Origin of the sequence: Pseudomonas sp. NY15356, assembly GCF_048068175.1 — a bacterium.
In the GTDB taxonomy this organism is placed as follows: domain Bacteria; phylum Pseudomonadota; class Gammaproteobacteria; order Pseudomonadales; family Pseudomonadaceae; genus Aquipseudomonas; species Aquipseudomonas putida_K.
This window is the reverse complement of the sequence record NZ_JBLUPW010000007.1, coordinates 54,161-78,342: the sequence shown is the minus strand read 5'-3', so window position 1 is coordinate 78,342 and position 24,182 is coordinate 54,161. Positions and strand designations below refer to the sequence as shown.

The 24,182-nt window shown below is 62.8% G+C and carries 20 protein-coding genes and 1 tRNA gene; 13 read left to right on the top strand and 8 right to left on the bottom strand.

Annotated features, from left to right (window positions below; all coding sequences use genetic code 11):
* Window positions 1-367: 367 nt before the first annotated feature.
* Complete coding sequence (mqo, locus tag ACNFCI_RS08040; RefSeq protein WP_368829515.1) at window positions 368-1,963, top strand: malate dehydrogenase (quinone); 1,596 nt, start codon at window positions 368-370, stop codon at window positions 1,961-1,963.
* A gap of 188 nt (window positions 1,964-2,151) precedes the next feature.
* On the opposite strand, the gene ACNFCI_RS08035 is transcribed toward mqo, so the two are convergent.
* Together ACNFCI_RS08035 and ACNFCI_RS08030 are read right to left on the bottom strand one after the other, a co-directional pair.
* Window positions 2,152-2,228 (bottom strand) — tRNA-Pro (locus tag ACNFCI_RS08035).
* A gap of 82 nt (window positions 2,229-2,310) precedes the next feature.
* Window positions 2,311-2,532, bottom strand: coding sequence for a YgdI/YgdR family lipoprotein (locus tag ACNFCI_RS08030; protein WP_084859043.1), 222 nt, complete (start codon window positions 2,530-2,532; stop codon window positions 2,311-2,313).
* A gap of 177 nt (window positions 2,533-2,709) precedes the next feature.
* Between ACNFCI_RS08030 and moaB the strand changes: the two genes are divergently transcribed.
* Both moaB and glp read left to right on the top strand, forming a co-directional pair.
* Window positions 2,710-3,249 carry a molybdenum cofactor biosynthesis protein B gene (gene moaB / locus ACNFCI_RS08025; RefSeq protein ID WP_084859044.1) on the top strand — a complete coding sequence of 180 codons (540 nt, stop codon included), beginning with the start codon at window positions 2,710-2,712 and terminating at the stop codon, window positions 3,247-3,249.
* Window positions 3,250-3,271: 22 nt separating this feature from the next.
* Window positions 3,272-4,459, top strand: a complete 1,188-nt coding sequence (gene glp, locus ACNFCI_RS08020) for a gephyrin-like molybdotransferase Glp (protein WP_368829522.1) — start codon at window positions 3,272-3,274, stop codon at window positions 4,457-4,459.
* Here glp and ACNFCI_RS08015 read toward each other — a convergent pair.
* Window positions 4,448-5,689 (bottom strand): glycosyltransferase family 4 protein, encoded by a 1,242-nt coding sequence (locus ACNFCI_RS08015; protein ID WP_084859046.1) that lies wholly within the window; start codon window positions 5,687-5,689, stop codon window positions 4,448-4,450. The genes glp and ACNFCI_RS08015 overlap by 12 nt on opposite strands.
* A 207-nt stretch (window positions 5,690-5,896) precedes the next feature.
* Between ACNFCI_RS08015 and yegS the strand changes: the two genes are divergently transcribed.
* A complete protein-coding gene (yegS, locus tag ACNFCI_RS08010; protein WP_368829514.1) occupies window positions 5,897-6,784 on the top strand; it encodes a lipid kinase YegS in 888 nt (295 codons plus the stop codon).
* Here yegS and ACNFCI_RS08005 read toward each other — a convergent pair.
* From ACNFCI_RS08005 to ACNFCI_RS07995, 3 genes are all read right to left on the bottom strand, one after another.
* A complete protein-coding gene (locus ACNFCI_RS08005; RefSeq protein WP_084859048.1) occupies window positions 6,768-7,427 on the bottom strand; it encodes a response regulator in 660 nt (219 codons plus the stop codon). The genes yegS and ACNFCI_RS08005 overlap by 17 nt on opposite strands.
* Entirely contained in the window at window positions 7,417-8,307 is an 891-nt protein-coding gene (locus ACNFCI_RS08000) for a sensor histidine kinase (protein WP_324816431.1), read from the bottom strand. The genes ACNFCI_RS08005 and ACNFCI_RS08000 overlap by 11 nt, the downstream gene beginning before the upstream one ends.
* A 285-nt stretch (window positions 8,308-8,592) precedes the next feature.
* Window positions 8,593-9,105, bottom strand: a complete 513-nt coding sequence (locus ACNFCI_RS07995; RefSeq protein ID WP_368829513.1) for a histidine kinase — start codon at window positions 9,103-9,105, stop codon at window positions 8,593-8,595.
* Between the two features lie 339 nt (window positions 9,106-9,444).
* On the opposite strand from ACNFCI_RS07995, the gene ACNFCI_RS07990 reads away from it, so the two are divergent.
* Window positions 9,445-10,380 carry a chemotaxis protein gene (locus tag ACNFCI_RS07990; RefSeq protein WP_084859051.1) on the top strand — a complete coding sequence of 312 codons (936 nt, stop codon included), beginning with the start codon at window positions 9,445-9,447 and terminating at the stop codon, window positions 10,378-10,380.
* A gap of 60 nt (window positions 10,381-10,440) precedes the next feature.
* A complete protein-coding gene (locus ACNFCI_RS07985) occupies window positions 10,441-11,244 on the top strand; it encodes an MOSC domain-containing protein (RefSeq protein ID WP_368829512.1) in 804 nt (267 codons plus the stop codon).
* Window positions 11,245-11,483: 239 nt separating this feature from the next.
* Here the strand turns inward: ACNFCI_RS07985 and ACNFCI_RS07980 are convergent, their stop codons facing one another.
* Window positions 11,484-13,412 carry a transglycosylase SLT domain-containing protein gene (locus ACNFCI_RS07980; protein ID WP_084859250.1) on the bottom strand — a complete coding sequence of 643 codons (1,929 nt, stop codon included), beginning with the start codon at window positions 13,410-13,412 and terminating at the stop codon, window positions 11,484-11,486.
* Between the two features lie 221 nt (window positions 13,413-13,633).
* Between ACNFCI_RS07980 and ACNFCI_RS07975 the strand changes: the two genes are divergently transcribed.
* Window positions 13,634-15,568: an ATP-binding cassette domain-containing protein gene (locus tag ACNFCI_RS07975; RefSeq protein ID WP_084859249.1), complete on the top strand. Its 1,935-nt coding sequence runs from the start codon at window positions 13,634-13,636 to the stop codon at window positions 15,566-15,568.
* A 118-nt stretch (window positions 15,569-15,686) separates the two neighbouring features.
* Here the strand turns inward: ACNFCI_RS07975 and ACNFCI_RS07970 are convergent, their stop codons facing one another.
* Window positions 15,687-16,130 (bottom strand): universal stress protein, encoded by a 444-nt coding sequence (locus ACNFCI_RS07970; protein ID WP_084859247.1) that lies wholly within the window; start codon window positions 16,128-16,130, stop codon window positions 15,687-15,689.
* Between the two features lie 108 nt (window positions 16,131-16,238).
* On the opposite strand from ACNFCI_RS07970, the gene ACNFCI_RS07965 reads away from it, so the two are divergent.
* From ACNFCI_RS07965 to ACNFCI_RS07940, 6 genes are all read left to right on the top strand, one after another.
* The gene (locus ACNFCI_RS07965; protein ID WP_084859246.1) at window positions 16,239-16,676 is read left to right on the top strand and encodes a hypothetical protein; all 438 of its coding nucleotides are present in this window, start codon (window positions 16,239-16,241) and stop codon (window positions 16,674-16,676) included.
* 382 nt (window positions 16,677-17,058) lie between these two features.
* Window positions 17,059-19,206, top strand: a complete 2,148-nt coding sequence (gene fadB / locus ACNFCI_RS07960; protein ID WP_084859244.1) for a fatty acid oxidation complex subunit alpha FadB — start codon at window positions 17,059-17,061, stop codon at window positions 19,204-19,206.
* A 31-nt stretch (window positions 19,207-19,237) separates the two neighbouring features.
* A complete protein-coding gene (gene fadA, locus ACNFCI_RS07955) occupies window positions 19,238-20,413 on the top strand; it encodes an acetyl-CoA C-acyltransferase FadA (RefSeq protein WP_084859243.1) in 1,176 nt (391 codons plus the stop codon).
* A gap of 78 nt (window positions 20,414-20,491) precedes the next feature.
* Entirely contained in the window at window positions 20,492-20,743 is a 252-nt protein-coding gene (locus ACNFCI_RS07950; RefSeq protein WP_084859241.1) for a DUF1653 domain-containing protein, read from the top strand.
* Window positions 20,744-20,843: 100 nt separating this feature from the next.
* Window positions 20,844-23,453: a type I DNA topoisomerase gene (gene topA / locus ACNFCI_RS07945; RefSeq protein ID WP_084859240.1), complete on the top strand. Its 2,610-nt coding sequence runs from the start codon at window positions 20,844-20,846 to the stop codon at window positions 23,451-23,453.
* Window positions 23,454-23,612: 159 nt separating this feature from the next.
* The gene (locus tag ACNFCI_RS07940) at window positions 23,613-24,134 is read left to right on the top strand and encodes a DUF6586 family protein (RefSeq protein ID WP_416767778.1); all 522 of its coding nucleotides are present in this window, start codon (window positions 23,613-23,615) and stop codon (window positions 24,132-24,134) included.
* Window positions 24,135-24,182 lie beyond the last annotated feature (48 nt).

The window sequence follows — 24,182 nt, the reverse complement described above, 5'->3', positions numbered from 1 at the left end:
TACAGAAGGAGGGGGCACACGGGCGGGGGAAACCCGCCATTTGTATGCCCAAAGGGCAAGGTAATGTGGCGGATTGTCGCCAGCAAAACCGCTAAAGATGGGGTGCGACCACACGTCCTAGCTATTAGCCGTTGGTCTTGGCGAAACTGGCACAACTTCTGCTTGAGGGCGAGCCGGGCCAAGGGCCCACGGCAATCCCGCCCCGATCCATCGAAACCCCAGGCGTCGACCTTCACCGGTCCTGCAGGCCAGTTGCCGCAGGATGGCGCGTCGCTGACGCGAGAGGCCGCGCGAGCCAGAACAACAACCGGGCGTGCACAGCGGGGGCGGGGCAATGCCAGCCACTTCACTTCAATTGGATTGAACTATGAAAAAAATCCTGCTGACGCTCCTGTGCCTGAGCGTCATCGGCTGCTCCAAGCCCGGTGAGCCGGAAAAGTCCGTCGACGTCCTGCTTATCGGCGGCGGCATCATGAGTGCGAGCCTAGGTACCTACCTTACCGAGCTCGAGCCGAACTGGAAGGTCGACGTCTACGAGCGCATGGACCAAGTCGCCGAGGAAAGCTCCAACGGTTGGAACAACGCCGGTACCGGCCACTCGGCCTTCTGCGAGCTGAACTACACCAGCGAAGGCAAGGACGGCAAGATCGACATCAGCAAGGCGGTCAACGTCAACGAGCAGTTCGAGGTCTCCAAGCAGTTCTGGGCCTACCAGGTCGAGCAGGGCGTGCTGAGCAACCCGAAGTCCTTCATCAACAACGTGCCGCACATGAGCTTCGTCTGGGGTGACGAGAACGTCGCCTTCCTGCACAAGCGCGTCGAGGCCCTGCAGCACAGCTCGTTGTTCCGCGGCATGGAGATCTCCGAGGACCACGAGCAGATCCGCAAGTGGGTGCCGATCGTGATGGAAGGCCGTTCGCCTGATCAGAAGGTCGCCGCCACCCGCATGGCCATCGGCACCGACGTCAACTTCGGCGAGATCACCCGCCAGCTGTTTGCGTCGATGACCCGCAACCCCAACGTCCAGGTGCACCTGAGCCATGAAGTGCGCGATATCGTGCGCAACGATGACGGCAGCTGGAACGTGGTGGTGGCGGACCTGGCCAACGGCGGCCAGGAAACCCGCGTCAACGCGAAGTTCGTGTTCATCGGTGCCGGTGGCGGTGCCCTCAAGCTGCTGCAGAAGTCCGGCATCCCGGAAGCCGAAGGCTACGCAGGGTTCCCGGTCGGTGGCCAGTTCCTGATGACCGACAACCCGGACATCGTCGCTCGTCACAAGGCCAAGCTGTACGGCAAGGCCTCGGTCGGCGCGCCGCCGATGTCGGTGCCACACCTGGATACCCGCATGATCGACGGCAAGGAAGTGCTGCTGTTCGGCCCGTTCGCGACCTTCTCCACCAAGTACCTGAAAAATGGCTCGCTGCTGGACATGTTCGCATCGCTGACCACGCACAACATCATGCCGATGATGAACGCCGGCATCGACAACATCGACCTGAGCACCTACTTGATGGGCCAGCTGATGCTCAGCTTCGATGACCGCATGAACGCCCTGCGTGAATACTTCCCCAACGCCAAGAACGAGGACTGGAAGCTGTTGCAGGCCGGTCAGCGTGTCCAGGTGATCAAGAAGGACCCTGAGCACGGCGGCATCCTGCAGTTCGGCACCGAGGTGGTGGCTTCCCAGGACGGCACCATCGCCGCGCTGTTGGGGGCTTCGCCAGGTGCATCCACCGCGGCGCCGATCATGCTGACGGTGCTGGAGAAGACCTTCAAGGACCGCGTCCAGAGCCCTGAATGGCAGGCCAAGCTCAAGGAGATCGTGCCGACCTACGGCCAGAAGCTGAACAATAATCTCGAGCTGACCAACAAGACCCGTGAATGGAGCAGTGCGCGTCTGCAGCTGCTGTACGTTCCGGTGCAGCCTGAAGAGGCGGTGGCCGAAGCGGCCACGCTGCAGTAACGCTATCGCGAAGAACGCCCCTCCCGAGGGGCGTTTTTGCAAGAGCAAGGCTGCTAGAGGGGATCTGGTGTTAGTGCAGTCATTGCAAGCTCTTTGTGCGGAACGGGCTTGCCCCGCGTGGGCCGCAAGGCCCAGCTTTTCCAGAGACAACAAAAAGCCCGCTCGAGGCGGGCTTCTTGGAGAGGATTTGGTCGGAGAGACAGGATTCGAACCTGCGGCCTTCTCGTCCCGAACGAGACGCGCTACCTGGCTGCGCTACACTCCGATGAACAAAATCCTACTGCATCGCATTTTTCGACGCAACCCCTTGTTGCAAAAAGAGTGTTTGCCGAAAAGCGCCACTCAAATCACAGCTCCTTGACGGTGCGGATCTGGTCTTTGTTGATGCGGGTGCGCTTGCCGTCGAGCTGCTCGAATTCGTAGAAACCGGAGTCCTCGTCGTAGGCAGGAGTGTCCACTGCCTGGATCTCGCGGCCATCATTGAGCGTGATGACGGTCGGCGATGCGCAGCCAGCGAGGGCGCCCAGGCCGAGGGCGAGCAGGAAAGCGGGAAGGGTCCGTTGAATCATTGTGTTTCTCCAGTACGATCGTGCTTGATGTCTAGTAGGACGCCGGGCGTCCGCGCAAAGTTCCTTGCACAGTGCAGCATAGCGCCATTGCGCAGGCATTGACGCAGAACAACGGCGGCGTCGCGGCTGGCCTGTGATATAAAAGCGGCCATCTTCCTCTTCCTGCGACGGACTCCCATGAAAGCCAAGGCAGACACCCCCTTCGTGCCGCTGAACATCGCCGTGCTCACGGTCAGCGACACCCGTACCTTCGAGACCGACACGTCCGGCCAGTTGTTCGTCGACCGCCTGGGCGCGGCGGGCCATCGCCTGGCAGCCCGCGTGTTGCTCAAGGACGACCTGTACAAGATCCGCGCCCAGGTCGCCACCTGGATCGCCGATGACCAGGTGCAGGTGGTCCTGATCACTGGCGGCACCGGTTTCACTGGCCGTGACAGCACACCCGAAGCGGTCGCCTGCCTGTTGGACAAGCAGGTCGAGGGCTTCGGCGAGCTGTTCCGGCAGATCTCCGTGGCCGATATCGGCACGTCCACCGTGCAGTCCCGCGCCTTGGCGGGCCTGGCTAACGGTACCCTGGTGTGTTGCCTGCCGGGCTCGACCAACGCGGTGCGTACCGGGTGGGACGGTATTCTGGCCGAGCAGCTCGATGCTCGCCATCGCCCTTGCAACTTCGTACCGCACCTGAAGCAGGCAGCGGCCTGTGAAAGCCGTGGTTGAGGTCGCCAAGCCCCGCCCGTTGATGGCGGTGGAAGAAGCCTTGGAGCGCTTGCTGGCGCTGGCCGAAGCGGCGCCGATCAAGGGCTCGGAAAGTGTGGCCCTGGCCGATGCCCAAGGGCGTGTGCTGGCGCGCGAGGTGGTCGCCGAGCTGGACCTGCCGCCCTGGCCGAACAGCGCCATGGATGGCTATGCCCTGCGCCTGGCGGATTGGCAGGGCGAGCCTTTGCCGGTGAGCCAGCGCATCTTCGCTGGCCATGCCCCTGCGCCGCTGCAGCCGGGCACGTGTGCACGGATCTTCACTGGCGCGCCGCTGCCCGAGGGGGCCGATTGCGTCGAGATGCAGGAAAACACCGAAGTGTTGGAAAACGGCCAGGTGCGTTTCCTCGAGCCGCTCAAGCCCGGGCAGAACGTACGCCCGCAAGGGCAGGAGACGCGTGTAGGCGAACAGGTGATGGCGGCTGGCACGCGGCTGGGGCCGATCCAGCTGGGGTTGGCGGCAACCTTGGGCCTTGCCCGGCTCGAGGTGGTGCGCAAGGTGCGCGTCGCGGTGCTGTCTACCGGTGACGAACTGGTCGAGCCCGGGCAGCCGCTGGGCCCCGGGCAGATCTACAACAGTAATCGGCGTTTGCTGGCCAGCTGGTTGCAGCGCCTGGGGTGCGAGGTGGTAGATGTAGGCATCCTCGCCGACGACCTGCAGCGTACCCGCGAATGTCTCGCGGGGCTTGGCGACGTCGACCTGATCCTTTCCAGTGGTGGTGTCTCGGTGGGCGAGGCCGACTACCTGGGCATGGCGCTGCGCGAAGCGGGCGAGCTGGCGTTGTGGAAGCTGGCCATCAAGCCGGGCAAGCCGCTGACCTTCGGGCATTTTCGCGGTGTCCCGGTGATCGGCTTGCCAGGCAACCCGGCATCGACCTTGGTCACCTTCGCCTTGCTGACCCGGCCTTATCTGCTGCGTCGCCAAGGTGTAGCGCAGGTCACGCCGCTGCGTTTCAGTGTGCCGGCAGGCTTCGACTGGCCCAAACCGGGAAGTCGGCGCGAATACCTGCGGGCGCGGATCGAAGACGGCCAGGTGCACATCTACAAGAACCAGAGCTCCGGCGTGCTACGCAGTGCGGCCTGGGCCGAGGGGCTGGTGGAGGTGAATGAAGGCGCCACGTTGCGCCAGGGTGACAGCGTGTCGTTCATTCCCTTCAGCGCGTTACTTGACTGAGCGCCCGAGCAACGCGGTATCCATGGCTTCGATCGGCCCCAGTTGGCTCAGGCGTATGTGCACGTTCATCAGTTGCTGCGCCGCGACGCTCCAGTCGTGGCGCTGGCGTACGAACTGCCGGCCTGTCTCGCCCAGTTGACACATGCGCCAGGGCTGGTTGAGCAACTGCGTGATCGACAGCGCCAATTGGCCGCTGTCATCGCTGCCCAGGTAGTGCTCGCCGCTGTTGATGGCCAGGCCTGACGCCCCTTTGCTGGTGGTCAGCACCGGCAGCCCGGCGGCCATGGCTTCGAGGATCTTCACCTTGGAACCGCCGGCATAGCGTAGCGGTGCGAAGAACAATGCCGAGCGCCGTTGCAGGTCCCTCAGGTCCGGGCGATAGCCGATCCATTCGATACGCGGATCGTTCCAATGCAGCTTCCAACTGGCCGGCAGCGCATGCCCGGCGATGGCCAGGCGCACGGCCGGGTTGCTCATCCATACCTGCGGCAGGATCTCTTCCAGCGCCCATTCGATGGCTTCGAGGTTGGCGCCGTATTCGAAGTTGCCGACGAACAGCAGGCGCTGGCTGCGGTAGGCCGGCCTTACGTCCTGGTAATAGTCGCAATCGACACCGTTGACCACCACGTTCACTGGCCGGCCGCTGATCTGCCCGATCCATTCGGCATCATGGGCACTGACGGCCACCACCTCGCTGGGCTGGCGCAACACACGCTGCTCCCAGCGCCGGTAGCGCCAGCGGTCGAAGGCGTTGAGCGGGCGTAGCCACAGCGGTAGGCGGTCATGGCAGGCGGTACCCATCACCGACTCGAGATTGTGCTCGGTGAGCATGAAGGGCAGGCGGCGGGCTTGCAGGGCTTTTTCGAAGGGCTGGAAGCTGTAGCTGTGCTCGATCTGGATCACGTCCCAGGGTTCGTCCAGCAACTGTTCGAAGCGGTGTCGCAGGCAGGGCGCCAGGCCATGGATGATGGCCCGCATGGGGTAGTCGATGATCGGTGAAGCCAACAAATTGAGTGGGCTGTGCAGCGGCCGCCGGGGCAACACGATCAAGCGTTCGACCAAGGGTTCCAGCATTTCGCGGGCAGCATCGCCGAGCGGAACCTTCGATTGCGCCAGCAAGGTGATCCGGTGGCCGTGTCGCGACAGTTCACGCAGCAGATGATATTGCCGGGTCTTGCTGCCGCTGGTGGTGGGCCAGGGCAGGTAGGGTAGTGTCCAGAGTATGCGCATGGCCCCGCTACCTCGTCGTTGGCTGGTACGCTGTTTCAGCCAGGGTATATGGCATGAGCATAGTCAATAAAATGGCCGGGGTGCCAGGCGGCTGGTCTGGAGAGCCAAGTTTTTGTCGGTTGGTCAGGTTCTATCTCACTCATGCCATGCAACCATTGGCCATCAGTCGTGGTCGAGATTGGAAGCGAAAAGGCGAGGGGAAGCGTGATGGGCGAGCGCAAGGCAATGTTGATCCTGCATGGCAAGCAGGCCATGAACGAAGAGGTGCGCAGAGCCGTGGGTGTCCTGCGTGAGCGTGGCTGGATGCTGGATGTACGTTTGACCTGGGAGGCGGGTGACGCCCAGCGGTTGGTCGGCGAGGCCTTGGCCGCCGGTTATCCGCACGTGGTCGCCGGTGGTGGGGATGGCACGCTGCGCGACATCGCCGAAGCCATGGGCCAGGCCAGCCACTCGGCCAGCCTGGCGTTGCTACCCCTGGGCACGGCAAACGATTTTGCCAAGGCTGCAGGTGTACCGCTGGAGCCGGAGGCTGCGCTGAACCTGCTGGAGCAGCCGGCCCGGGCGGTGGACCTGGGCAAGGTCGGCGACCAGCTGTTTCTCAACATGGCTACCGGCGGCTTCGGCAGCCAGGTGACCGCCAACACCTCGGAAGACTTGAAGAAGGTGTTGGGCGCTGCGGCCTACTTGTTCACGGGGTTGTCGCGTTTCAGCGAATTGCAGGCGGCCTCGGTGGAACTGCAAGGGCCGGACTTCCACTGGCAGGGCGATTTGCTCGCGCTGGGCATCGGCAACGGCCGCCAGGCGGGTGGCGGGCATGTGCTGTGCCCTGATGCAATGGTCGACGACGGGTTGCTGGACATCGGCATCTTGCCTGCGCCTCAGGAGATGGTCGGGGCGTTGCGCGAGTTGCTGGCCGGAGAAGGATTGTTCATCCGGGCCCGCCTGCCCTGGGTCGAAATCAAGGGCTCCCAGGGGTTGGACATCAACCTCGACGGCGAGCCGCTGCAGGCCGACAGCCTGCGCTTCGAGGCCTGCCCGGGGGCATTGCGCCTGCACTTGCCGGAGGACTCGCCAGTGCTCAGTCGTCGAGGCTGATGATCTTCTCGCGCACCGCAAACAGCACGAGGCCGGCAACGTCATAGATTTGCAGGCGTTTCATGATCTGCGAGCGGTGGGTTTCGACGGTCTTGATGGAAAGGCCCAGGCCGCTTGCGATCTCCCGGGTCGACTTGCCGCGCACGATCAGGCGCAGGATTTCCAGCTGGCGGGCGGTCAGGTTGTGTCGATCGACCGCAAGCTGCTTGCCATCTTGGGCACGCAGCAGCGCCTGGTTGATCACCGTGTGGGCGATCGCTGGGCTCAGGTATCGTTCGTCGCTGCGCAAGGCAGCCAAGGCCTGTTCCAGTTCGTTGGCTGTGGTGTCCTTGAGTAGATAGCCATGGGCACCGCTCTCCAGGGCGCGCATGATCAGATCAGGGTCGGTATGCATGGAAAGGATCAGTACCTTGCATGCGAGGCCGTTTGCCTGGAGCTGGTTCAAGGCATCCAGGCCGCTGGTCGAGCGCATGGAGATGTCCAGCAGGACGATGTCCGGGGCCAGGCGTTGGACCATTTCCAGCAACTGGCTGCCGTCGTCGGCCTCGCCAACCACCACATAGCCGGGAATGTCGGACACCAGGGCGCGCACGCCGGCACGGATCAGCGAGTGGTCATCCACCAGCAATAATCTACAGGTCATGGGAGGCAGGTATCCTGGCACGCTCTTCGGTGCGCGGTGGCCATGGGAACACGGCGTCGATCCGGGTGCCTTGGCCGGGTTGGCTGGTGATGGTCAGGCTGCCTTGCAGGGCAGTGGCGCGTTCCAGCATGCCTGCCATGCCGCGCTGGCCTGCCTCGGCCGGGTCGGTGGCAGGCGCGAAGCCACAACCGTCGTCCTGGATCGACAGGGCGAGGCCCGAAGGGGTGCGCCGCAGGCTGATCGTGAGGTTGCGAGCATTGGCGTGGCGCAACATGTTGGTAACGGCTTCCTGGGTGATGCGAAAGGCCGCCATGGCAACGTCCTCGCAGATGCCCCCCAAACGCTGGTGACACTCCAGGCTCCAATGCACGCCGCTGTTTTCCAGCGTGCGCAGCAGGTGGGCGCGCAGGCTGGCCTCCAGGCCCAGGCTGGCCAATTGACGCGGATTCAGAAGAGCAGAGACGTCGCGTACATTGCCCAAGGTGTTGTCGAGGGTCTTGCGCAAAGTGTCGCAGTGCGCCTGCAGATCGGCTGGCATGCGCCGTTGGAGCCAGTCGACCTGGAGCTTTGCGGCCGTGAGCAATTGGCCGATGTCGTCATGCAGCTCGCGGCTCAGGCGTTGCCGTTCGCTTTCCTGGACCTTGAGCATGCGATCGGCCAGTTCTGACGGACGGAGGCTGATCGATCGCCCCCATTGACGCCAGTGCCAGAAAACGCCGGCCAGGGCGAGCACTTGCAACAGCAGCAGGCTGGCAGGCAACGGCTGCTCGCGCAGGCTCAGCATCAGGTTGGCAAGCAGGGAGGCCACGCATATCAATGCAGTCGCCCAGCGCAGCAAGGTGGCGCGGCAACGTGATGGAGTTTTCAAGCGTGGAAACATAAGTAGAAAAGCCACTGAATTATTGCTATTGGAGGCCTTGCATGGGTGTGATCAGAGGCTTTGGCATCCTGCGTTCAACTGTCATCGAAGGTGTCCATCCAATTGGACAATACCCGCGACGCGTGCATTCGATTGCGGGCATGGTATCACTTCAGGTTCATTTGGTCGCTGCTGGGTAATGGCCTGGGACCCCGGTGTTTTCGGGCGCAAGCAGCGTTAAGTCGTGTCGTGGGCTGTCTGTATGACGATGGGTTTGGAACACACCCGAATGCCTGGGCACGGACCTCAATGCCGGGGGCTGTTCAGGCTGCTGGATGGCCTGGATATCGCCTGGGTGGGACGTGCGTGAACGCAAACATCGCCACGGGCCCGGCAAGGGCCGCACAGCTCGGGAAGGGGTTGGCCCACGGCATCGGCCAGCTCGCCTAGCAGCAGCTGTTGTTCCTCGGTATCCAGGCTGAGGCGGCCGGTCGAAGCGTCGACCAGCTCCAATTGCCAGGCCAGCAGGTTCAGGCATGCGTGCAGCGCACTCAAGGCTTCACTGCCCAGATGCCGTTGCCGGCAGGCTGGCTCGAGCAACCGTTGCAGGGAGGCCGTGTAGTGGGCGACTTCCAGCAGGCCCAGCAGGTTGGCGCGACGGGCGAGGGTCTCGAGGGTTTCGTTCAGGCAGAAGCAGGCATCGGGATCGTTGTGGATCAGCTCGAGATGCTGCAGGCATTCCAGCGACTTTGTCAGCCACACCTGTGCATCCACCAGGAAATCCTGGAGAACGCCATTGTTCAGTGGTGCGTTGTCCATCATGACGCCCCTGTGTGCAGGGCGGGACACGCGCTTGGCAACACCGAGACTGTCGCTAGCAAAGCCTGACTCCATTCATGCATTGAGAAAGGCGTCACATTAATGGCTAACGGATATGGGGAATATCAGGTCGCACCCGATTGCCACTAGGGGAAACCCTGATGGTTTTCAAAGCGAGGGCGCAAGGGCGGGGCTAGTAGGGCTGTAAGCAGTAGAGCATGATGTTAAATTGATATCAATTGGGCATCATGCATTTTTCATAGCAGGTCAAGCTGCTGCCCAAGCCGCCGATACAGGGCAGATGACATCATTCACCTGACTCAAGCCTGGGGGTTTCCAATGGCTGGCATTCTCGACACGGTCGACCAACGAACGCAATTGGTGGGTGAGAACCGCCTGGAGATTCTCATGTTCCGGTTGGCAGGCCGCCAGTTGTTCGCCATCAATGTGTTCAAGGTTCAGGAAGTACTGCAACTGCCAAAGCTGACATTGATGCCACAGCGCCATGCGTTCGTTTGCGGCGTGGTCAACCTGCGCGGCCAGACGCTGCCGGTGATCGACCTGTCCCAGGCGATCGGCATGCGTCCACTGCAGCCGGGGCCGGACAGCACCATCATCGTCACTGAGTACAACCGTTCGGTACAGGCGTTCCTGGTCGGTGGTGTCGATCGCATCGTCAACATGAACTGGGAAGCGATCATGCCACCGCCTTCCAGTGCCGGGCGCCAGCATTACCTGACGGCGATCACCAAGGTCGATGAGCAACTGGTCGAGGTGATCGATGTGGAGAAGGTCCTGGCCGAGATCGTGCCCTACAACACCCGCGTTTCCCGGGACAAGCTCGACGACCCGGTCCTGGCGCGGGCACGTGGGCGTGAAGTGTTGCTCGTGGACGACTCCAGCGTCGCCCTGGTGCAGTTGCGCGAGACCCTGTCCCAGCTGGGCATGAAGCTGCATGTGGCCAGTGACGGCCTGAAGGCCTTGCGCATGCTCAAGGGGTGGGCCGATGCAGGGGAGGACGTCTGCGAGAAGTTGTTGATGGTGTTCACCGATGCGGAAATGCCGGAAATGGACGGTTACCGGCTGACCACGGAGATTCGCAACGATGCCCGTCTGCGCGGTCTGCACGTGGTGCTGCATACCTCGTTGTCGGGGAGCTTCAACGAATCGATGGTCAAGAAGGTCGGCTGCGACAACTTCCTGTCCAAGTTCCAGCCTGACCGGTTGGTGGAGGTGGTCCACCAGCGGCTGATGTTGGATGAGGCCACCGCCTAGTGCTTGCTGGCCACTGCCGGGTATAAGCTTGCGCTTTCGACTGGCACGAGGCGGGCAGGGATGTTTTTGAGTGCGTTGTATCGGTACCCGGTGAAATCGGGGCAGGCCCAGAGCCTCGAGGCTTCGACGGTAGACATGCTGGGCCTGCAGGGCGACCGGCGCTGGATGGTGGTGGAGCAAGACAATGGGCGCTTCCTTACCCAGCGGGCCTGGCCGCGCCTGGGGCAGCTCAAGGCCAGTTATGCGGTGGATGGCCAATTGCTGCTTGAAACATCGGGGCAGGCGCCGCTTACGGTGCCTGTACCACCTGCCGACGAGGCGCTGCGGGGGGTGACCATATGGCGCGATACCCTGCGCGTGCCCGATGCCGGCGACGCCGCCGCGGCCTGGTTGAGCGAGCTGCTCGGCAAGCCGGTGCGCCTGGTGCATTGCCCCGAGCAGCGGGCCCGCTACCTGCCCAATGGCTATGGGTTCAACAGTGATCGTGCGGCTTTCCCGGACGGGTTTCCTTTGCTGTTGATCGGGCAGGGCTCGCTCGATGAGCTGAATCGACGGATCGGGCGGCCCATGGAGATGTTGCGGTTCCGACCGAACCTGGTGGTTTCGGGCGGCGAGCCGTTTGCCGAGGACGGGTGGAAGCGGATTCGTATCGGCGGCCTGGTTTTCCGGGTGCTCAAGCCTAGCGTGCGTTGCATCCTGACGACCCTGGACCCGGCGACCGGGGAGCGCAGCGCGGATCGCGAACCGTTGACGACCTTGAAGACGTTCCGCGAGCGTGAGGGGGATGTGTTGTTCGGGCAGAACCTGGCGGTGGATGGCAGTGGGGAGTTGCGGGTGGGGATGGCGGTCGAGGTGCTTGAGTAGGGGGCTATGGGCCCCTGTGTTCCGGCCTCTTGTTGCCTCAAGATTACAGACGGCGCCTGGCCTGGTGGACGGGGGTGGGCTCTGGTTCTAGAGGCTGCTTTGCAGCCTATCGCCGGCAAACCGGCTCCTACAGGTATCGCGGTGTCTCTGAAGACAGCGTAGGTCCGGTGGGAGCCGGCTTGCCGGCGATAGGGCCCGAACGACGAACCAAATAGCGCCCGTCCGCGTAGCCCACCCCGTTACATATCGTCGAAATAACGCTCATGCCAATCCACCAACGGCTGCGGTGAATTCAGCTTCTGCCCGTAGATGACCGAATAGGACAGTACGTTCTGTACATACTGCCGGGTCTCATCGAACGGTATCGATTCTACCCAGACATCGAAGCTCAGGTGCTTGGCGCCCTTGAGCCATTGACGTACTCGCCCGGGGCCGGCGTTGTAGGCTGCCGATGCCAGCACCCGGTTACCATTGAATTGCCCGTGCACCTGGCTCAGGTAAGCCGCCCCCAGCTGGATGTTCTTGTCTGGGTTGAGCACCTGCGACGGTGAAGCCAACGGTATGTTGAACTTGCGCGCCGTCTCCTTGGCCGTAGCCGGCATCAGTTGCATCAGGCCGCTGGCCCCGACACTGGAGCGGGCGTCTTCCATGAAGGCGCTTTCCTGGCGGGTAATGGCGAACACCCAGCTCGAATGCAGCCCGCGTACCTTGGCCTCGCGTACCAGCGTGTCGCGATGGGCCATGGGGAAGCGGATGTCCAAGTCGTCCCAGTACTGTGCCTGGCTGATGGTGCGAATCGCCGGGAAGTACCAGCGCAGGTCGTAGGCCAGGCGCGCCTGGGCGACCATCTCGTCGCGGTTGAAATGACGGCTGACGTGGTACCACTCGCGGCGGCCTTCGACGATCTGGCCGCGGGCGTGGAATTCCAGCGCGCGGCGGATGCCCGGGGTGTTGCGAACCTTGTTGATTACCTGCTGGCTCAGCACCAGCGGCTTGTTGTTCAACTGGTAGGGCGTTTGCGCCCGGTCGGCGGCCAGGAAACCATAGAAGTCGCGTTCACGGGCCACGGTCTTGTACAGCAGCGGGATCTGTGGGTTGTTCGGCTGGGCAAGCTCCAGGCTGCGTGCCTGCCAGTAGCGCCAGCGGTTGCTGCTGGCCAGGTCCTGGGGCAGGCGTTGGGTCAGCTTGTAGGCCTCTTCCCAGCGCCCCAGGCGCAGCAGCAGGCGCAGGCGCCATTCACTGACGGTGTTGTCGCGCAGTTCGGGGTCGTAGCGCGTCATCAGGTCGAGGGCGCGCGGGTCATAGCGGCGTGCCAGGGTCAGGCCGATCTCGCGAGCGATGGCGACTTTCTCGTCACGAGAGAAGTGCATGCGCTGGGCGTAGTCGTCGAGCAGCGCCATGGCCCGTTCCGGGTCCTGGCGGGCGAGGCGGCGCAGGCCCAGGCTGACCACATCGGACATGGCCTCGTTGACCGGGGTGAAGCGCGACGGCTGGTTGAGCAGTTGCGGCTTCTGCGCCACGTCGATCAGTAGGCGGCCTTGGGGGGCAAGGGTGGTCAGGCTTTTCACCAGGCTGTTGGCCAGGCCGTAGTTGCGCGCCTGGGCCGCCAGCTTGGCCCGGTGCCAGCGCTTGGCTTCGGTCAACTGGCCCTCGGCGGCCCAGAGGCCGAACAAGGTGTCGCAGGCCGCCGGTTGCGACTTACCCACGTTCCACAGTTTTTCGGCGCTGGCGAAGCCCTCGGCACGCTGACCGTGGGTGATCTGGTACTGGCCGTTCAGGCAGTCCAGCTCGGTGAAGTTGAGCTTGGGGTCGTAGTACTTGACGAACGTGTTCCACTCTCCGCGCTCGGCCAGCCAGCGCAGCCAGCGCAGCTTCATCCAGTTGGCCTGGGGCAGGTCGCCGTGCTTGGCGAGGAAGCCTTCTATTTCCTGGTTGCTGGCGCTCTTGAGGCGGGCGGTGAGCTCGTCATAGGCCAGGTAGGGCGTCAGCGGGTAGTCACGCAGTGCCTGGGCATAGCGCAGGTAGGGGCCTTTGTCGCCCTTGGCCAAGGCGCGCTTGGCTTCGTCGTAGTACTGACGTTGCTGGGTGATGTCGATGGCCTGTGCCGCACTCGCGGCGGTGGCGGTGAGCAACAGGCAGGAAACGAGTTGGAACAGGCGGCTGCGCATGAGACGTCCGGGCAGTTGAACCATGGGAAAGTGACGGCGGAGCCAGCACTGTTGGGATCTATTGCCTTAGCTTAGCCGTTTGCCGGCGGCGGATGAAAGCACTGTGCTTGTATCCGGAGATTATCTTCGACCGGGTGTCGCACGGCCCTTGGAATATGGCCGGGTTGATGCCGGGAAGGGGTAAGTCAGGTAGAATGCGCGCCCGGTTTTTGGAGACGATTATGACCCTGCTCAAATTCAGCGATGTGTCCCTCGCGTTCGGTGCCATGCCGCTGCTGGACAAGGTGTCCTGGCAGATCGCGCGTGGCGAGCGGGTGTGCATCATCGGTCGCAACGGCACCGGCAAGTCGAGCATGCTGCGCCTGGTCAAGGGCGAGCAACGGCCCGATGACGGTGAGATCTGGCGGGCCCCGGGCCTGAAGATCGGCGAGCTGCCGCAGGAGTTGCCGGTGGCCGACGAGCGCAGCGTGTTCGACGTCGTGGCCGAGGGCCTGGACGGTGTCGGGGCGCTGCTGGCCGAATATCACCACCTGAGCCAGAACATCCAGGGCGACGCCGACCTGGAGAAACTCATGCATGTCCAGCACGAGCTCGAGGCCCGCGACGGCTGGCGCCTGCAGCAAGTGGTGGAAAGCACCCTGAGCCGCCTGCAGCTGCCGGCCGACAAGACTCTGGCAGAGCTTTCCGGTGGCTGGCGTCGTCGTGTGCTGCTGGCCCAGGCACTGGTGTCCGAACCCGATTTGCTGCTGCTCGACGAGCCGACCAACCACCTGGACATCGGCGCCATCGCTTGGCTCGAGGAAGCCCTGAGCGGTTTCAACGGTGCGGTGCTGTTCATCACCCACGACCGTTCCTTCCTGCAGAACCTGGCCACCCGTATCCTCGAGCTGGACCGCGGCGGCCTGATCGACTGGAACGGTGACTACGCCAGCTTCCTGGTGCACAAGGAAGCCATGCTGGCCGCCGAGGAAACCGCCAATGCGCTGTTCGACAAGCGCCTGGCCCAGGAGGAAGTGTGGATTCGCCAGGGTATCAAGGCTCGGCGTACCCGCAACGAAGGCCGTGTACGCGCCCTCAAGGCCCTGCGTGTGGAGCGTGGCGAACGGCGTGAGCGCCAGGGCAAGGCGAACATCCAGATCGAGGTGGCGGACAAGTCCGGCAAGCAGGTCATGGTGTTGGAGAACGTCAGTTTCGCCCATGCCGACGGCCCCATGCTGGTCAAGGATTTCTCCATGGTCCTGCAGCGCGAGGACCGCATCGGCCTGCTGGGCGCCAATGGCACCGGCAAGACCACCTTGCTCAAGCTTATGCTGGGCGATCTGGAGCCCAGCAGTGGCAAGGTCGAGCGCGGCACCAAGCTGGAAGTCGCCTACTTCGACCAGATGCGCCACCAGCTGGATCTGGAAAAAACGGTGATCGACAACCTTGCCGAGGGGCGCGACTTCATCGAGATCGATGGCCAGAATCGCCACGTGCTCAGCTACCTGGGCGATTTCCTGTTCAGCCCCCAGCGTGCCCGCACGCCGGTCAAGGCCTTGTCGGGCGGTGAGCGGGCGCGCCTGTTGCTGGCCAAGCTGTTCAGCAAGCCGGCCAACCTGCTGGTGCTGGACGAGCCGACCAACGACCTGGACGTCGAAACCCTCGAGCTGCTCGAGGAAGTGCTGTCCAACTTCAAGGGCACCGTGTTGATGGTCAGCCACGACCGGGCGTTCCTCGACAACGTGGTCACCAGCACCCTGGTATTCGAAGGGCAGGGGCGGGTGCGCGAATATGTCGGGGGCTATGAGGACTGGATCCGCCAGGGTGGCTCGCCGAAGCTGCTGGGCGTGACCGAGAGCAAGGGCGGCAAGGCAGAGCTTGGCAGCGCGGTGGTGGAGAAGCCTGTCGAGCAGGCGGCGCCAGCGCCGGTTGCGTCTGCCGCTGCGGTGGAGCCTGGGAAGAAGAAGCTCAGCTACAAGCTGCAGCGCGAGCTGGAAGCCCTGCCGGGACAGATCGACGCGCTGGAGCAGCGTATGGCCGCGGTCCAGGAAGAGGTCAATGCCCCTGGTTTCTACCAGCGCCCGATTGGCGAGACCTCGGCAGTACTGGCCAAGCTGGAGCAGATGCAGGGTGAGCTGGACGCCCTGGTCGAGCGTTGGGCCGAGTTGGAAGGGTAGAGCGTATCGGGGGCGCTATGCGCCCCATCGCGGGGCAAGCGGGACCGCCGCAGCGCCGCTCCTGCAGGGGCATCGCTGGCCCTGTGGGAGCGGGCTGCAAAGCAGCCCCAAGTACGTGTCAGCCTTCTTTCTTCAGCAGGCGTACCGCCAGCACGTCACAAGGCGCACCGTGCAGCACGTCGTTGGCGGTGGAGCCCAGCAGCAGGGCCAGGCCATGGCGGCCATGGCTGCCCACCACGATCAGGTCACAATTCTGCTCCTTGGCCAACTGGTGGATTTCCTGGCGTGGCTGGCCGTAGGTCAGGTGCGAGTCGCCACGGTTGATGGTCGGGTACTTGTTGAACAGGCGATCCATGCGCTCCTTGGCCTGGTCGAACTGTTGCTGCTGCAATTGCGACAGGTCCATTGGCACGTCTCCGCCAAAGGCCATGGCCATGGGTTCGACGATATGCACCAGGGAGACCTTGGCACCCGTGGGCTCGGCGAGTTTCATGGCACGCTTGATCACCGGGTCGCATTCTTCGGTCAGGTCGACTGCGACCAGAAGATGTTCGTAGGACATGGGTGGTACTCCTGCAATCGCGATAGTAGAAGTATGGTCGCTTTCGGGCCGAATGCCGTGAAACCTGGCTAACCAGCTCATTTGCAACGCTTTATGGGAACTACAGATATGACGGTATGGCTGGTGGTGTCAATCCTTGCGCTGATTCTCAGCCCCCTGGCCTGGTTGCGCCCATCGCGCAAGCAGAGCGAACAGATGAACTTGCGCATGGAGGGGCGACGCATGGGCCTTGCCATGCAGCTGGCGCCCCAGACCTGGCCTCATTGGCTGGAAAAGGAGCCGCCAAGTCCTTGCCCGCAATACCACCGCGCGCGTCGTAAAGGCCATGACGATACCTGGGTGTATTGGCAGGTCACCCCTGGTGTGTGGTGGAACCAGTGGCGCGAACCATGTGAGGACGCGCGTCTGTGCGAGGCCTTTGCGCGCCTGCCGGCGAGCGTCTACAAGATCGAAGCCGACAGCCGCATGCTTGCCTTGTACTGGGGCGAGCGGGGCGACAAATCTGTTTTGCAGGATATTGCCCAGGTCCTCGAAGCCCTCGCTTGATAGGGTTGGGATATTGGGCGGGTGTGAGATCCAGCGCCCCCCGCGCGGCGCTCGATTTTATCGGCGCCGCAAAATTCAAGGCATGCGCTGCGCCATGAATACCTGCCTATCACTGTCATCATGTTTCGTACCCATTGGGTGCAAAATGACCGGAAAGTCGCGTTTTCACCGTGCTTGCGAGCATTTGACAACGTCGATCTTTTCGAGGAATGTGTGCGTACCCAAATCAAACGGGCGTATGAATTGAGCGTTTGTATGTCGAACGGCTCTAACAGAATCCCGACTCGCGCGCTGACGGGTGTGCCTGGGTAGGGGCCAAGCCGGCCCTTATGCTCAGCGTTCGGCGTGTACAGTTCAGCTTCCATATCGTGGAGATCAGTTGATGATTTACGAAGGTAAAGCCATCACGGTTAAGGCTCTTGAAAGCGGCATCGTCGAACTGAAGTTCGACCTCAAGGGTGAGTCCGTCAACAAGTTCAACCGCCTGACCCTGGACGAACTGCGCCAGGCCGTGGATGCCATCAAGGCCGACGCCGCCATCAAGGGCGTGATCGTCAGCAGCGGCAAGGACGTGTTCATCGTCGGCGCCGACATCACCGAATTCGTCGACAACTTCAAGCTGCCCGAGGCCGAGCTGGTCGCCGGGAACCTGGAAGCCAACCGCATCTTCAACGACTTCGAAGACCTCGAAGTGCCGACCGTTGTCGCCATCAACGGCATCGCCCTGGGCGGCGGCCTGGAGATGTGCCTGGCAGCAGACTACCGCGTGATGTCCAGCACGGCGAAGATCGGCCTGCCTGAAGTCAAGCTGGGTATCTACCCGGGCTTCGGCGGTACCGTGCGCCTGCCACGCCTGATCGGTTCGGATAACGCCATCGAATGGATCGCCGCTGGCAAGGAAAACCGTGCCGAGGACGCCCTGAAGGTCGGTGCCGTCGATGCCGTGGTGGCCCCCGAGCTGCTGCAGGCCGCAGCCCTGGACCTGATCAAGCGCGCCATCAGCGGCGAGCTGGACCACAAGGCCAAGCGCCAGCCCAAGCTGGAAAAGCTCAAGCTCAACGCCATCGAGCAGATGATGGCCTTCGAGACCGCCAAGGGCTTCGTGGCAGGCCAGGCCGGCCCGAACTACCCGGCACCGGTCGAAGCTATCAAGACCATCCAGAAGGCGGCCAACTTCGGCCGTGACAAAGCCCTGGAAGTCGAAGCCGCAGGCTTTGCCAAGCTGGCCAAGACCTCGGTCGCCGAAAGCCTGGTCGGCCTGTTCCTCAATGACCAGGAACTCAAGCGCAAGGCCAAGGCCCATGACCAGATCGCCCACGACGTGAAGCAGGCCGCCGTGCTCGGCGCCGGCATCATGGGGGGGGGCATCGCCTACCAGTCGGCGGTCAAGGGCACGCCGATCCTGATGAAGGACATCCGCGAAGAAGCCATCCAGCTGGGCCTGAACGAAGCCTCCAAACTGCTCGGCAAGCGTGTCGAGAAGGGCCGCCTGACCCCGGCCAAGATGGCCGAGGCGCTCAATGCCATTCGCCCGACCCTGTCCTACGGTGATTTCGGCACTGTCGATATCGTCGTCGAGGCCGTGGTCGAGAATCCGAAGGTCAAGCAGGCCGTGCTGGCGGAAGTGGAAGGGCAGGTCAAGGAAGATGCGATCCTTGCCTCCAACACCTCGACCATCTCCATCAACCTGCTGGCCAAGGCGCTCAAGCGCCCGGAGAATTTCGTCGGCATGCACTTCTTCAACCCGGTGCACATGATGCCGCTGGTGGAAGTGATCCGTGGCGAGAAGTCCAGTGACGTGGCGGTCGCCACCACCGTGGCCTACGCCAAGAAGATGGGCAAGAACCCGATCGTGGTCAACGACTGCCCGGGCTTCTTGGTCAACCGCGTGCTGTTCCCGTACTTCGGTGGTTTCGCCAAGCTGGTCAGCGCAGGCGTGGACTTCGTGCGCATCGACAAGGTCATGGAAAAGTTCGGCTGGCCCATGGGCCCGGCCTACCTGATGGACGTGGTCGGCATCGACACCGGCCACCATGGCCGCGACGTCATGGCCGAAGGCTTCCCGGACCGCATGAAGGATGATCGCCGTTCCGCCGTCGATGCCTTGTACGAGGCTAACCGCCTGGGCCAGAAGAACGGCAAGGGCTTCTACGCCTACGAAACCGACAAGCGCGGCAAGCCGAAGAAGGTCGCCGACCCCTCGGTGCTGGAAGTGCTCAAGCCGATCGTCTTCGAACAGCGTGAAGTGACCGACGAGGACATCGTCAACTGGATGATGATCCCGCTGTGCCTGGAGACCGTTCGCTGCCTGGAAGACGGCATCGTCGAAACCGCCGCCGAGGCGGACATGGGCCTGGTCTACGGCATCGGCTTCCCTCCCTTCCGCGGTGGCGCGCTGCGCTACATCGATTCGATCGGGGTCGCCGAGTTCGTCGCCCTGGCAGACCGGTACGCCGATCTGGGGCCGCTGTACCACCCGACCGCGAAGCTGCGCGAAATGGCCAAGAGCGGCCAGCGCTTCTTCAACTGAGCGCCCAACGAGTTAGAGCGAGAGTATTGATATGAGCCTGAATCCAAGAGACGTGGTGATTGTCGACTTCGGTCGCACGCCGATGGGCCGTTCCAAGGGTGGTATGCACCGCAACACCCGTGCCGAGGACATGTCCGCGCACCTGATCAGCAAGCTGCTGGAGCGCAACGACAAGGTCGATCCGAAGGAAGTCGAGGACGTGATCTGGGGCTGCGTCAACCAGACCCTCGAGCAGGGCTGGAACATCGCCCGCATGGCGTCGCTGATGACTCCGATCCCGCATACCTCGGCAGCCCAGACCGTCAGCCGCCTGTGCGGCTCGTCGATGAGCGCGCTGCATACCGCTGCCCAGGCGATCATGACCGGCAACGGCGACGTGTTCGTGGTCGGTGGCGTGGAGCACATGGGGCACGTCAGCATGATGCATGGTGTCGACCCGAACCCGCACCTGTCCCTGCACGCGGCCAAGGCCTCGGGGATGATGGGCCTGACTGCCGAGATGCTCGGCAAGATGCACGGCATCACCCGTGAGCAGCAGGACCTGTTCGGTCTGCGTTCGCACCAGCTTGCCCACAAGGCAACGGTCGAAGGCAAGTTCAAGGACGAGATCATCCCGATGCAAGGGTATGACGAGAACGGTTTCCTCAAGGTCTTCGACTACGACGAGACCATTCGCCCGGAAACCACCCTCGAAGGCCTGGCATCGCTCAAGCCGGCATTCAACCCCAAGGGCGGTACCGTCACCGCGGGTACTTCGTCGCAGATCACCGATGGTGCCTCGTGCATGATCGTCATGTCCGGCCAGCGTGCCATGGACCTGGGGATCCAGCCCTTGGCGGTGATCCGTTCGATGGCCGTGGCGGGCGTAGACCCGGCGATCATGGGCTACGGCCCGGTGCCGTCGACCCAGAAAGCCCTCAAGCGCGCCGGCCTGACCATGGCCGACATCGACTTCATCGAGCTCAACGAAGCCTTCGCCGCACAGGCCCTGCCAGTGCTCAAGGATCTGAAAGTGCTCGACAAGATGGATGAGAAGGTTAACCTGCACGGCGGCGCCATCGCCTTGGGCCACCCGTTCGGTTGCTCGGGCGCGCGGATTTCCGGGACCCTGCTCAACGTCATGAAGCAGAATGGCGGTACTCTGGGTGTCGCCACCATGTGCGTCGGCCTGGGCCAGGGCATCACGACTGTCTTCGAACGCGTCTGATCGCGTCATCGACAGCAACCGGGGCCTCGTGCCCCGGTTTTTGTTTTTTACAAGATTTGTTTCAAGAGGGTGAGCGACATGCAGATACAGCCAGGCGTATACCGGCATTACAAAGGGCCGGAGTACCGCGTGCTGGGCGTTGCACATCATACGGAAACCGATGAGTTGCTGGTGATCTACCAGTTGCTTTACGGTGATTACGGCCTGGGTGCCCGGCCTCTGGCCCTGTTCCATGACACTGTCGAGGTTGACGGCGAGCAGGTGCCGCGCTTTGCTTTGGTCAAGGCCGAGGAGGGGATGTTCAAGCGTCCCGACACGGCAAGCGACTGAACCTGAGCGCTTGACCTCACTCTGTTGCCACTATATATAGCGGTGCCGCGTCCGGCACCTGACGCGTTTTTCATCTTCAGATTCAGGAATACTCCGATCCATGGGCAAATCGCTGGTCATTGTGGAATCCCCGGCCAAGGCCAAGACCATCAACAAGTACCTGGGCAGCCAGTACGTGGTGAAGTCGAGTATCGGCCATATCCGAGACCTCCCCACCAGCGGTTCGGCCAGCGCCAGCAAGGAACCGGCGGCCAAGCGCGGCAAGGCCGCAGGTGAGGCGCCGGCCCTGTCGCCGAAGGAGAAGGCCCGTCGCCAGCTGGTGGCACGCATGGGCGTCGATCCGGAAGCTGGCTGGAAGGCCAAGTACGAGATCTTGCCCGGCAAGGAAAAGGTCATCGACGAATTGCGTCGCCTGGCCAAAGATGCCGACACCATCTATCTCGCAACCGACTTGGACCGCGAAGGGGAAGCCATCGCCTGGCACCTGCGCGAGGCCATTGGTGGCGACGACACCCGCTACAAGCGCGTGGTATTCAACGAAATCACCAAGAAGGCCATCCAGGAAGCCTTCTCCCAGCCGGGCGAGCTGGACATCGACCGGGTCAACGCCCAGCAGGCGCGCCGCTTCCTCGATCGCGTGGTTGGCTACATGGTTTCGCCGCTGCTGTGGGCCAAGATCGCCCGTGGCCTTTCGGCTGGCCGCGTACAGTCGGTGGCGGTCAAGCTGGTGGTAGAGCGCGAGCGTGAGATCCGTGCATTCGTCCCGGAAGAGTACTGGGAAGTCCATGCTGACCTGGGCACTGCCAAGAACGCCAAGGTGCGCTTCGAAGTGGCGCGCGAAAAAGGCGAAGCCTTCAAGCCGCTGAACGAAGCCCAGGCCATGGCGGCCCTGGAGAAGCTCAAGGCCTCCAGCTACAGCGTGGCCAAGCGTGAAGATCGCCCGACCAGCAGCAAACCGTCTGCGCCGTTCATCACCTCTACCCTGCAGCAGGCAGCGAGCAATCGCCTGGGCTTCGGCGTGAAGAAAACCATGATGATGGCGCAGCGCCTCTACGAGGCTGGCTACATCACCTACATGCGTACCGACTCGACCAACCTGTCGGTCGATGCGCTGGATATGGCGCGCAGCTACATCGAGCGCGAATTCGGTAAGCAGTACCTGCCTGAAAAGCCGGTGGTGTATGGCAGCAAGGAAGGCGCCCAGGAGGCGCACGAGGCGATTCGTCCTTCGGACGTGAACACCCACCCGAGCAAGCTCAGTGGCATGGAGCGGGACGCCGAACGCCTGTACGAACTGATCTGGCGCCAGTTCCTGGCCTGCCAGATGCCGCCTGCGCAGTACCTGTCCACCAGTGTCACGGTCAATGCCGGCGACTTCGAGCTGCGGGCCAAGGGCCGTATCCTCAAGTTCGACGGCTACACCCGTGTGCTGCCCCAGCAGAGCAAGCCGGGCGAAGATGACGTGCTGCCGGAAATGGCCCAGGGCGAGGTGCTCAAGCTCATCCAGCTCGACCCCAGCCAGCATTTCACCAAGCCACCGGCGCGCTACACCGAAGCCAGCCTGGTCAAGGAAATGGAAAAGCGCGGCATCGGCCGCCCGTCGACCTACGCGGCGATCATCTCCACCATCCAGGACCGCGGCTACGTGACCCTGCACAACCGTCGCTTCTATTCCGAGAAGATGGGCGACATCGTCACCGAACGCCTCTCGGAGAGCTTCTCCAACCTCATGGACTACGGCTTCACCGCCGGCATGGAGGAGAACCTCGATGACGTGGCACAGGGCGAGCGCGACTGGAAGAACGTCCTCGACGAGTTCTATGGCGACTTCAGCAAGAAGCTGCTGACCGCCGAGTCGGCCGAGAACGGCATGCGCGCCAATCAGCCGACGCTGACCAACATTCCGTGCAAAGAGTGCGGCCGGCCGATGATGATCCGTACTGCCTCCACGGGGGTCTTCCTCGGCTGCTCGGGTTACAGCCTGCCGCCGAAGGAGCGTTGCAAGGCCACCGTGAACCTGGTGCCGGGCGACGAGATCGCTGCTGACGACGAAGGCGAGTCCGAATCTCTGGTGTTGCGTGGCAAGCACCGTTGCCCGATCTGCGCCACGGCGATGGATGCCTACCTGCTGGACGAAAAACACAAGCTGCACATTTGTGGCAACAACCCGGACTGCCCGGGCTACGAGATCGAAGAGGGCAGCTACCGCATCAAGGGTTACGAAGGGCCGAGCCTGGAATGTGACAAGTGCGGCAGCGAGATGCAGCTCAAGACCGGCCGTTTCGGCAAGTTCTTCGGTTGCACCAACCCTGCGTGCAAGAACACTCGCAAGCTGCTCAAGAACGGTGAGGCGGCGCCGCCGAAGATGGACAAGGTGGACATGCCGGAGCTCAAGTGCGAGAAGGTCGACGATACCTACGTGCTGCGCGACGGTGCCTCGGGGCTATTCCTGGCTGCCAGCCAATTCCCGAAGAACCGCGAAACCCGTGCGCCGCTGGTGCTGGAAATCGTCCCGCATAAGCATGAGATCGATCCGAAGTACCACTTCCTGTGCGATGCGCCGCAGAAGGACCCGGATGGCCGCCCGGCGGTGATCCGCTACAGCCGCAAGACCAAGGAGCAGTACGTACAGTCCGAGGTGGACGGCAAGCCGACGGGCTGGAAGGCGTTCTACGACGGCAAGGTGTGGAAGGTCGAAGACAAGCGCTGATCGGTAAGCGCTAAAAGGGGGCCGCTTCATGCCCCATCGCGGGCAAGCCCGCGATGGGGCATGAAGCGGCCCTTGTCTTTTATGACATTCGGCTTGCGGCAGGGCGGGGCAATCCCTGAAACTGAGGCATCGCCTTGCAGCCTAGGGAGGCCATTCGAAATGGCCCAGGAACTCTACACCCACACCAACCAGAAACTGTTCTTCGCAGGGCTTGCCTTGGAGTCCATGGCCAAGGCTGCCGACAGCCAGGCAATGAATGCCCAGGGCCTGATCCAGGCGGAGCGTGAATCGGCGCTGTTCCACTTGTATGGCGCGCTACTCGGTCTATGCCATGAGATCGCCGGCTTCTACCGTCTGCCGCAAGCGGCGGCAGCGCAGGTGGAGCTGTTGCTCAATGAGGAGGCGCTCAATGGCATCGCCATCCCGGAGGTGGCCGAAATGCTGGAACTGGCGCGTCAGCCGGAAACCTGGCTCGCGCAATTGCTTCGTGCTTATGCCGATTTGTTCCGACCGCCGGTCGCCAAAAAAGCACCGAAAACCGATGTCACCCAGCCTCTGATCCAAGCCGTGAACCTGGATGAGCCCGAGCAGGCGCTGCTGTCCCGGGAGGAGCTGGAAAGTTGGCGCAACAATCTCAAGGGTTTGGTACGACGTTTCCGCGACGCGTTGAGTGAGTGCTGACAGCGGCGGTGGCTGGTACAATACCGGCCTTTCGTGAAAAGCAGGCCC

Coding starts and splice junctions, on each gene's coding strand:
- topA (WP_084859240.1), top strand. CDS start 20,844: ATGGGCAAATCGCTGGTCATTGTGGAATCCCCGGCCAAGGCCAAGACC.
- ACNFCI_RS08005 (WP_084859048.1), bottom strand. CDS start 7,427: ATGACCTGTAGATTATTGCTGGTGGATGACCACTCGCTGATCCGTGCC.
- ACNFCI_RS07980 (WP_084859250.1), bottom strand. CDS start 13,412: ATGCGCAGCCGCCTGTTCCAACTCGTTTCCTGCCTGTTGCTCACCGCC.
- ACNFCI_RS07990 (WP_084859051.1), top strand. CDS start 9,445: ATGGCTGGCATTCTCGACACGGTCGACCAACGAACGCAATTGGTGGGT.
- ACNFCI_RS08015 (WP_084859046.1), bottom strand. CDS start 5,689: ATGCGCATACTCTGGACACTACCCTACCTGCCCTGGCCCACCACCAGC.
- mqo (WP_368829515.1), top strand. CDS start 368: ATGAAAAAAATCCTGCTGACGCTCCTGTGCCTGAGCGTCATCGGCTGC.
- ACNFCI_RS07950 (WP_084859241.1), top strand. CDS start 20,492: ATGCAGATACAGCCAGGCGTATACCGGCATTACAAAGGGCCGGAGTAC.
- ACNFCI_RS07965 (WP_084859246.1), top strand. CDS start 16,239: ATGACGGTATGGCTGGTGGTGTCAATCCTTGCGCTGATTCTCAGCCCC.
- ACNFCI_RS07975 (WP_084859249.1), top strand. CDS start 13,634: ATGACCCTGCTCAAATTCAGCGATGTGTCCCTCGCGTTCGGTGCCATG.
- ACNFCI_RS08000 (WP_324816431.1), bottom strand. CDS start 8,307: ATGTTTCCACGCTTGAAAACTCCATCACGTTGCCGCGCCACCTTGCTG.
- fadA (WP_084859243.1), top strand. CDS start 19,238: ATGAGCCTGAATCCAAGAGACGTGGTGATTGTCGACTTCGGTCGCACG.
- fadB (WP_084859244.1), top strand. CDS start 17,059: ATGATTTACGAAGGTAAAGCCATCACGGTTAAGGCTCTTGAAAGCGGC.
- yegS (WP_368829514.1), top strand. CDS start 5,897: ATGGGCGAGCGCAAGGCAATGTTGATCCTGCATGGCAAGCAGGCCATG.
- ACNFCI_RS08030 (WP_084859043.1), bottom strand. CDS start 2,532: ATGATTCAACGGACCCTTCCCGCTTTCCTGCTCGCCCTCGGCCTGGGC.
- ACNFCI_RS07940 (WP_416767778.1), top strand. CDS start 23,613: ATGGCCCAGGAACTCTACACCCACACCAACCAGAAACTGTTCTTCGCA.
- ACNFCI_RS07970 (WP_084859247.1), bottom strand. CDS start 16,130: ATGTCCTACGAACATCTTCTGGTCGCAGTCGACCTGACCGAAGAATGC.
- ACNFCI_RS07985 (WP_368829512.1), top strand. CDS start 10,441: ATGTTTTTGAGTGCGTTGTATCGGTACCCGGTGAAATCGGGGCAGGCC.
- glp (WP_368829522.1), top strand. CDS start 3,272: ATGGCGGTGGAAGAAGCCTTGGAGCGCTTGCTGGCGCTGGCCGAAGCG.
- ACNFCI_RS07995 (WP_368829513.1), bottom strand. CDS start 9,105: ATGGACAACGCACCACTGAACAATGGCGTTCTCCAGGATTTCCTGGTG.
- moaB (WP_084859044.1), top strand. CDS start 2,710: ATGAAAGCCAAGGCAGACACCCCCTTCGTGCCGCTGAACATCGCCGTG.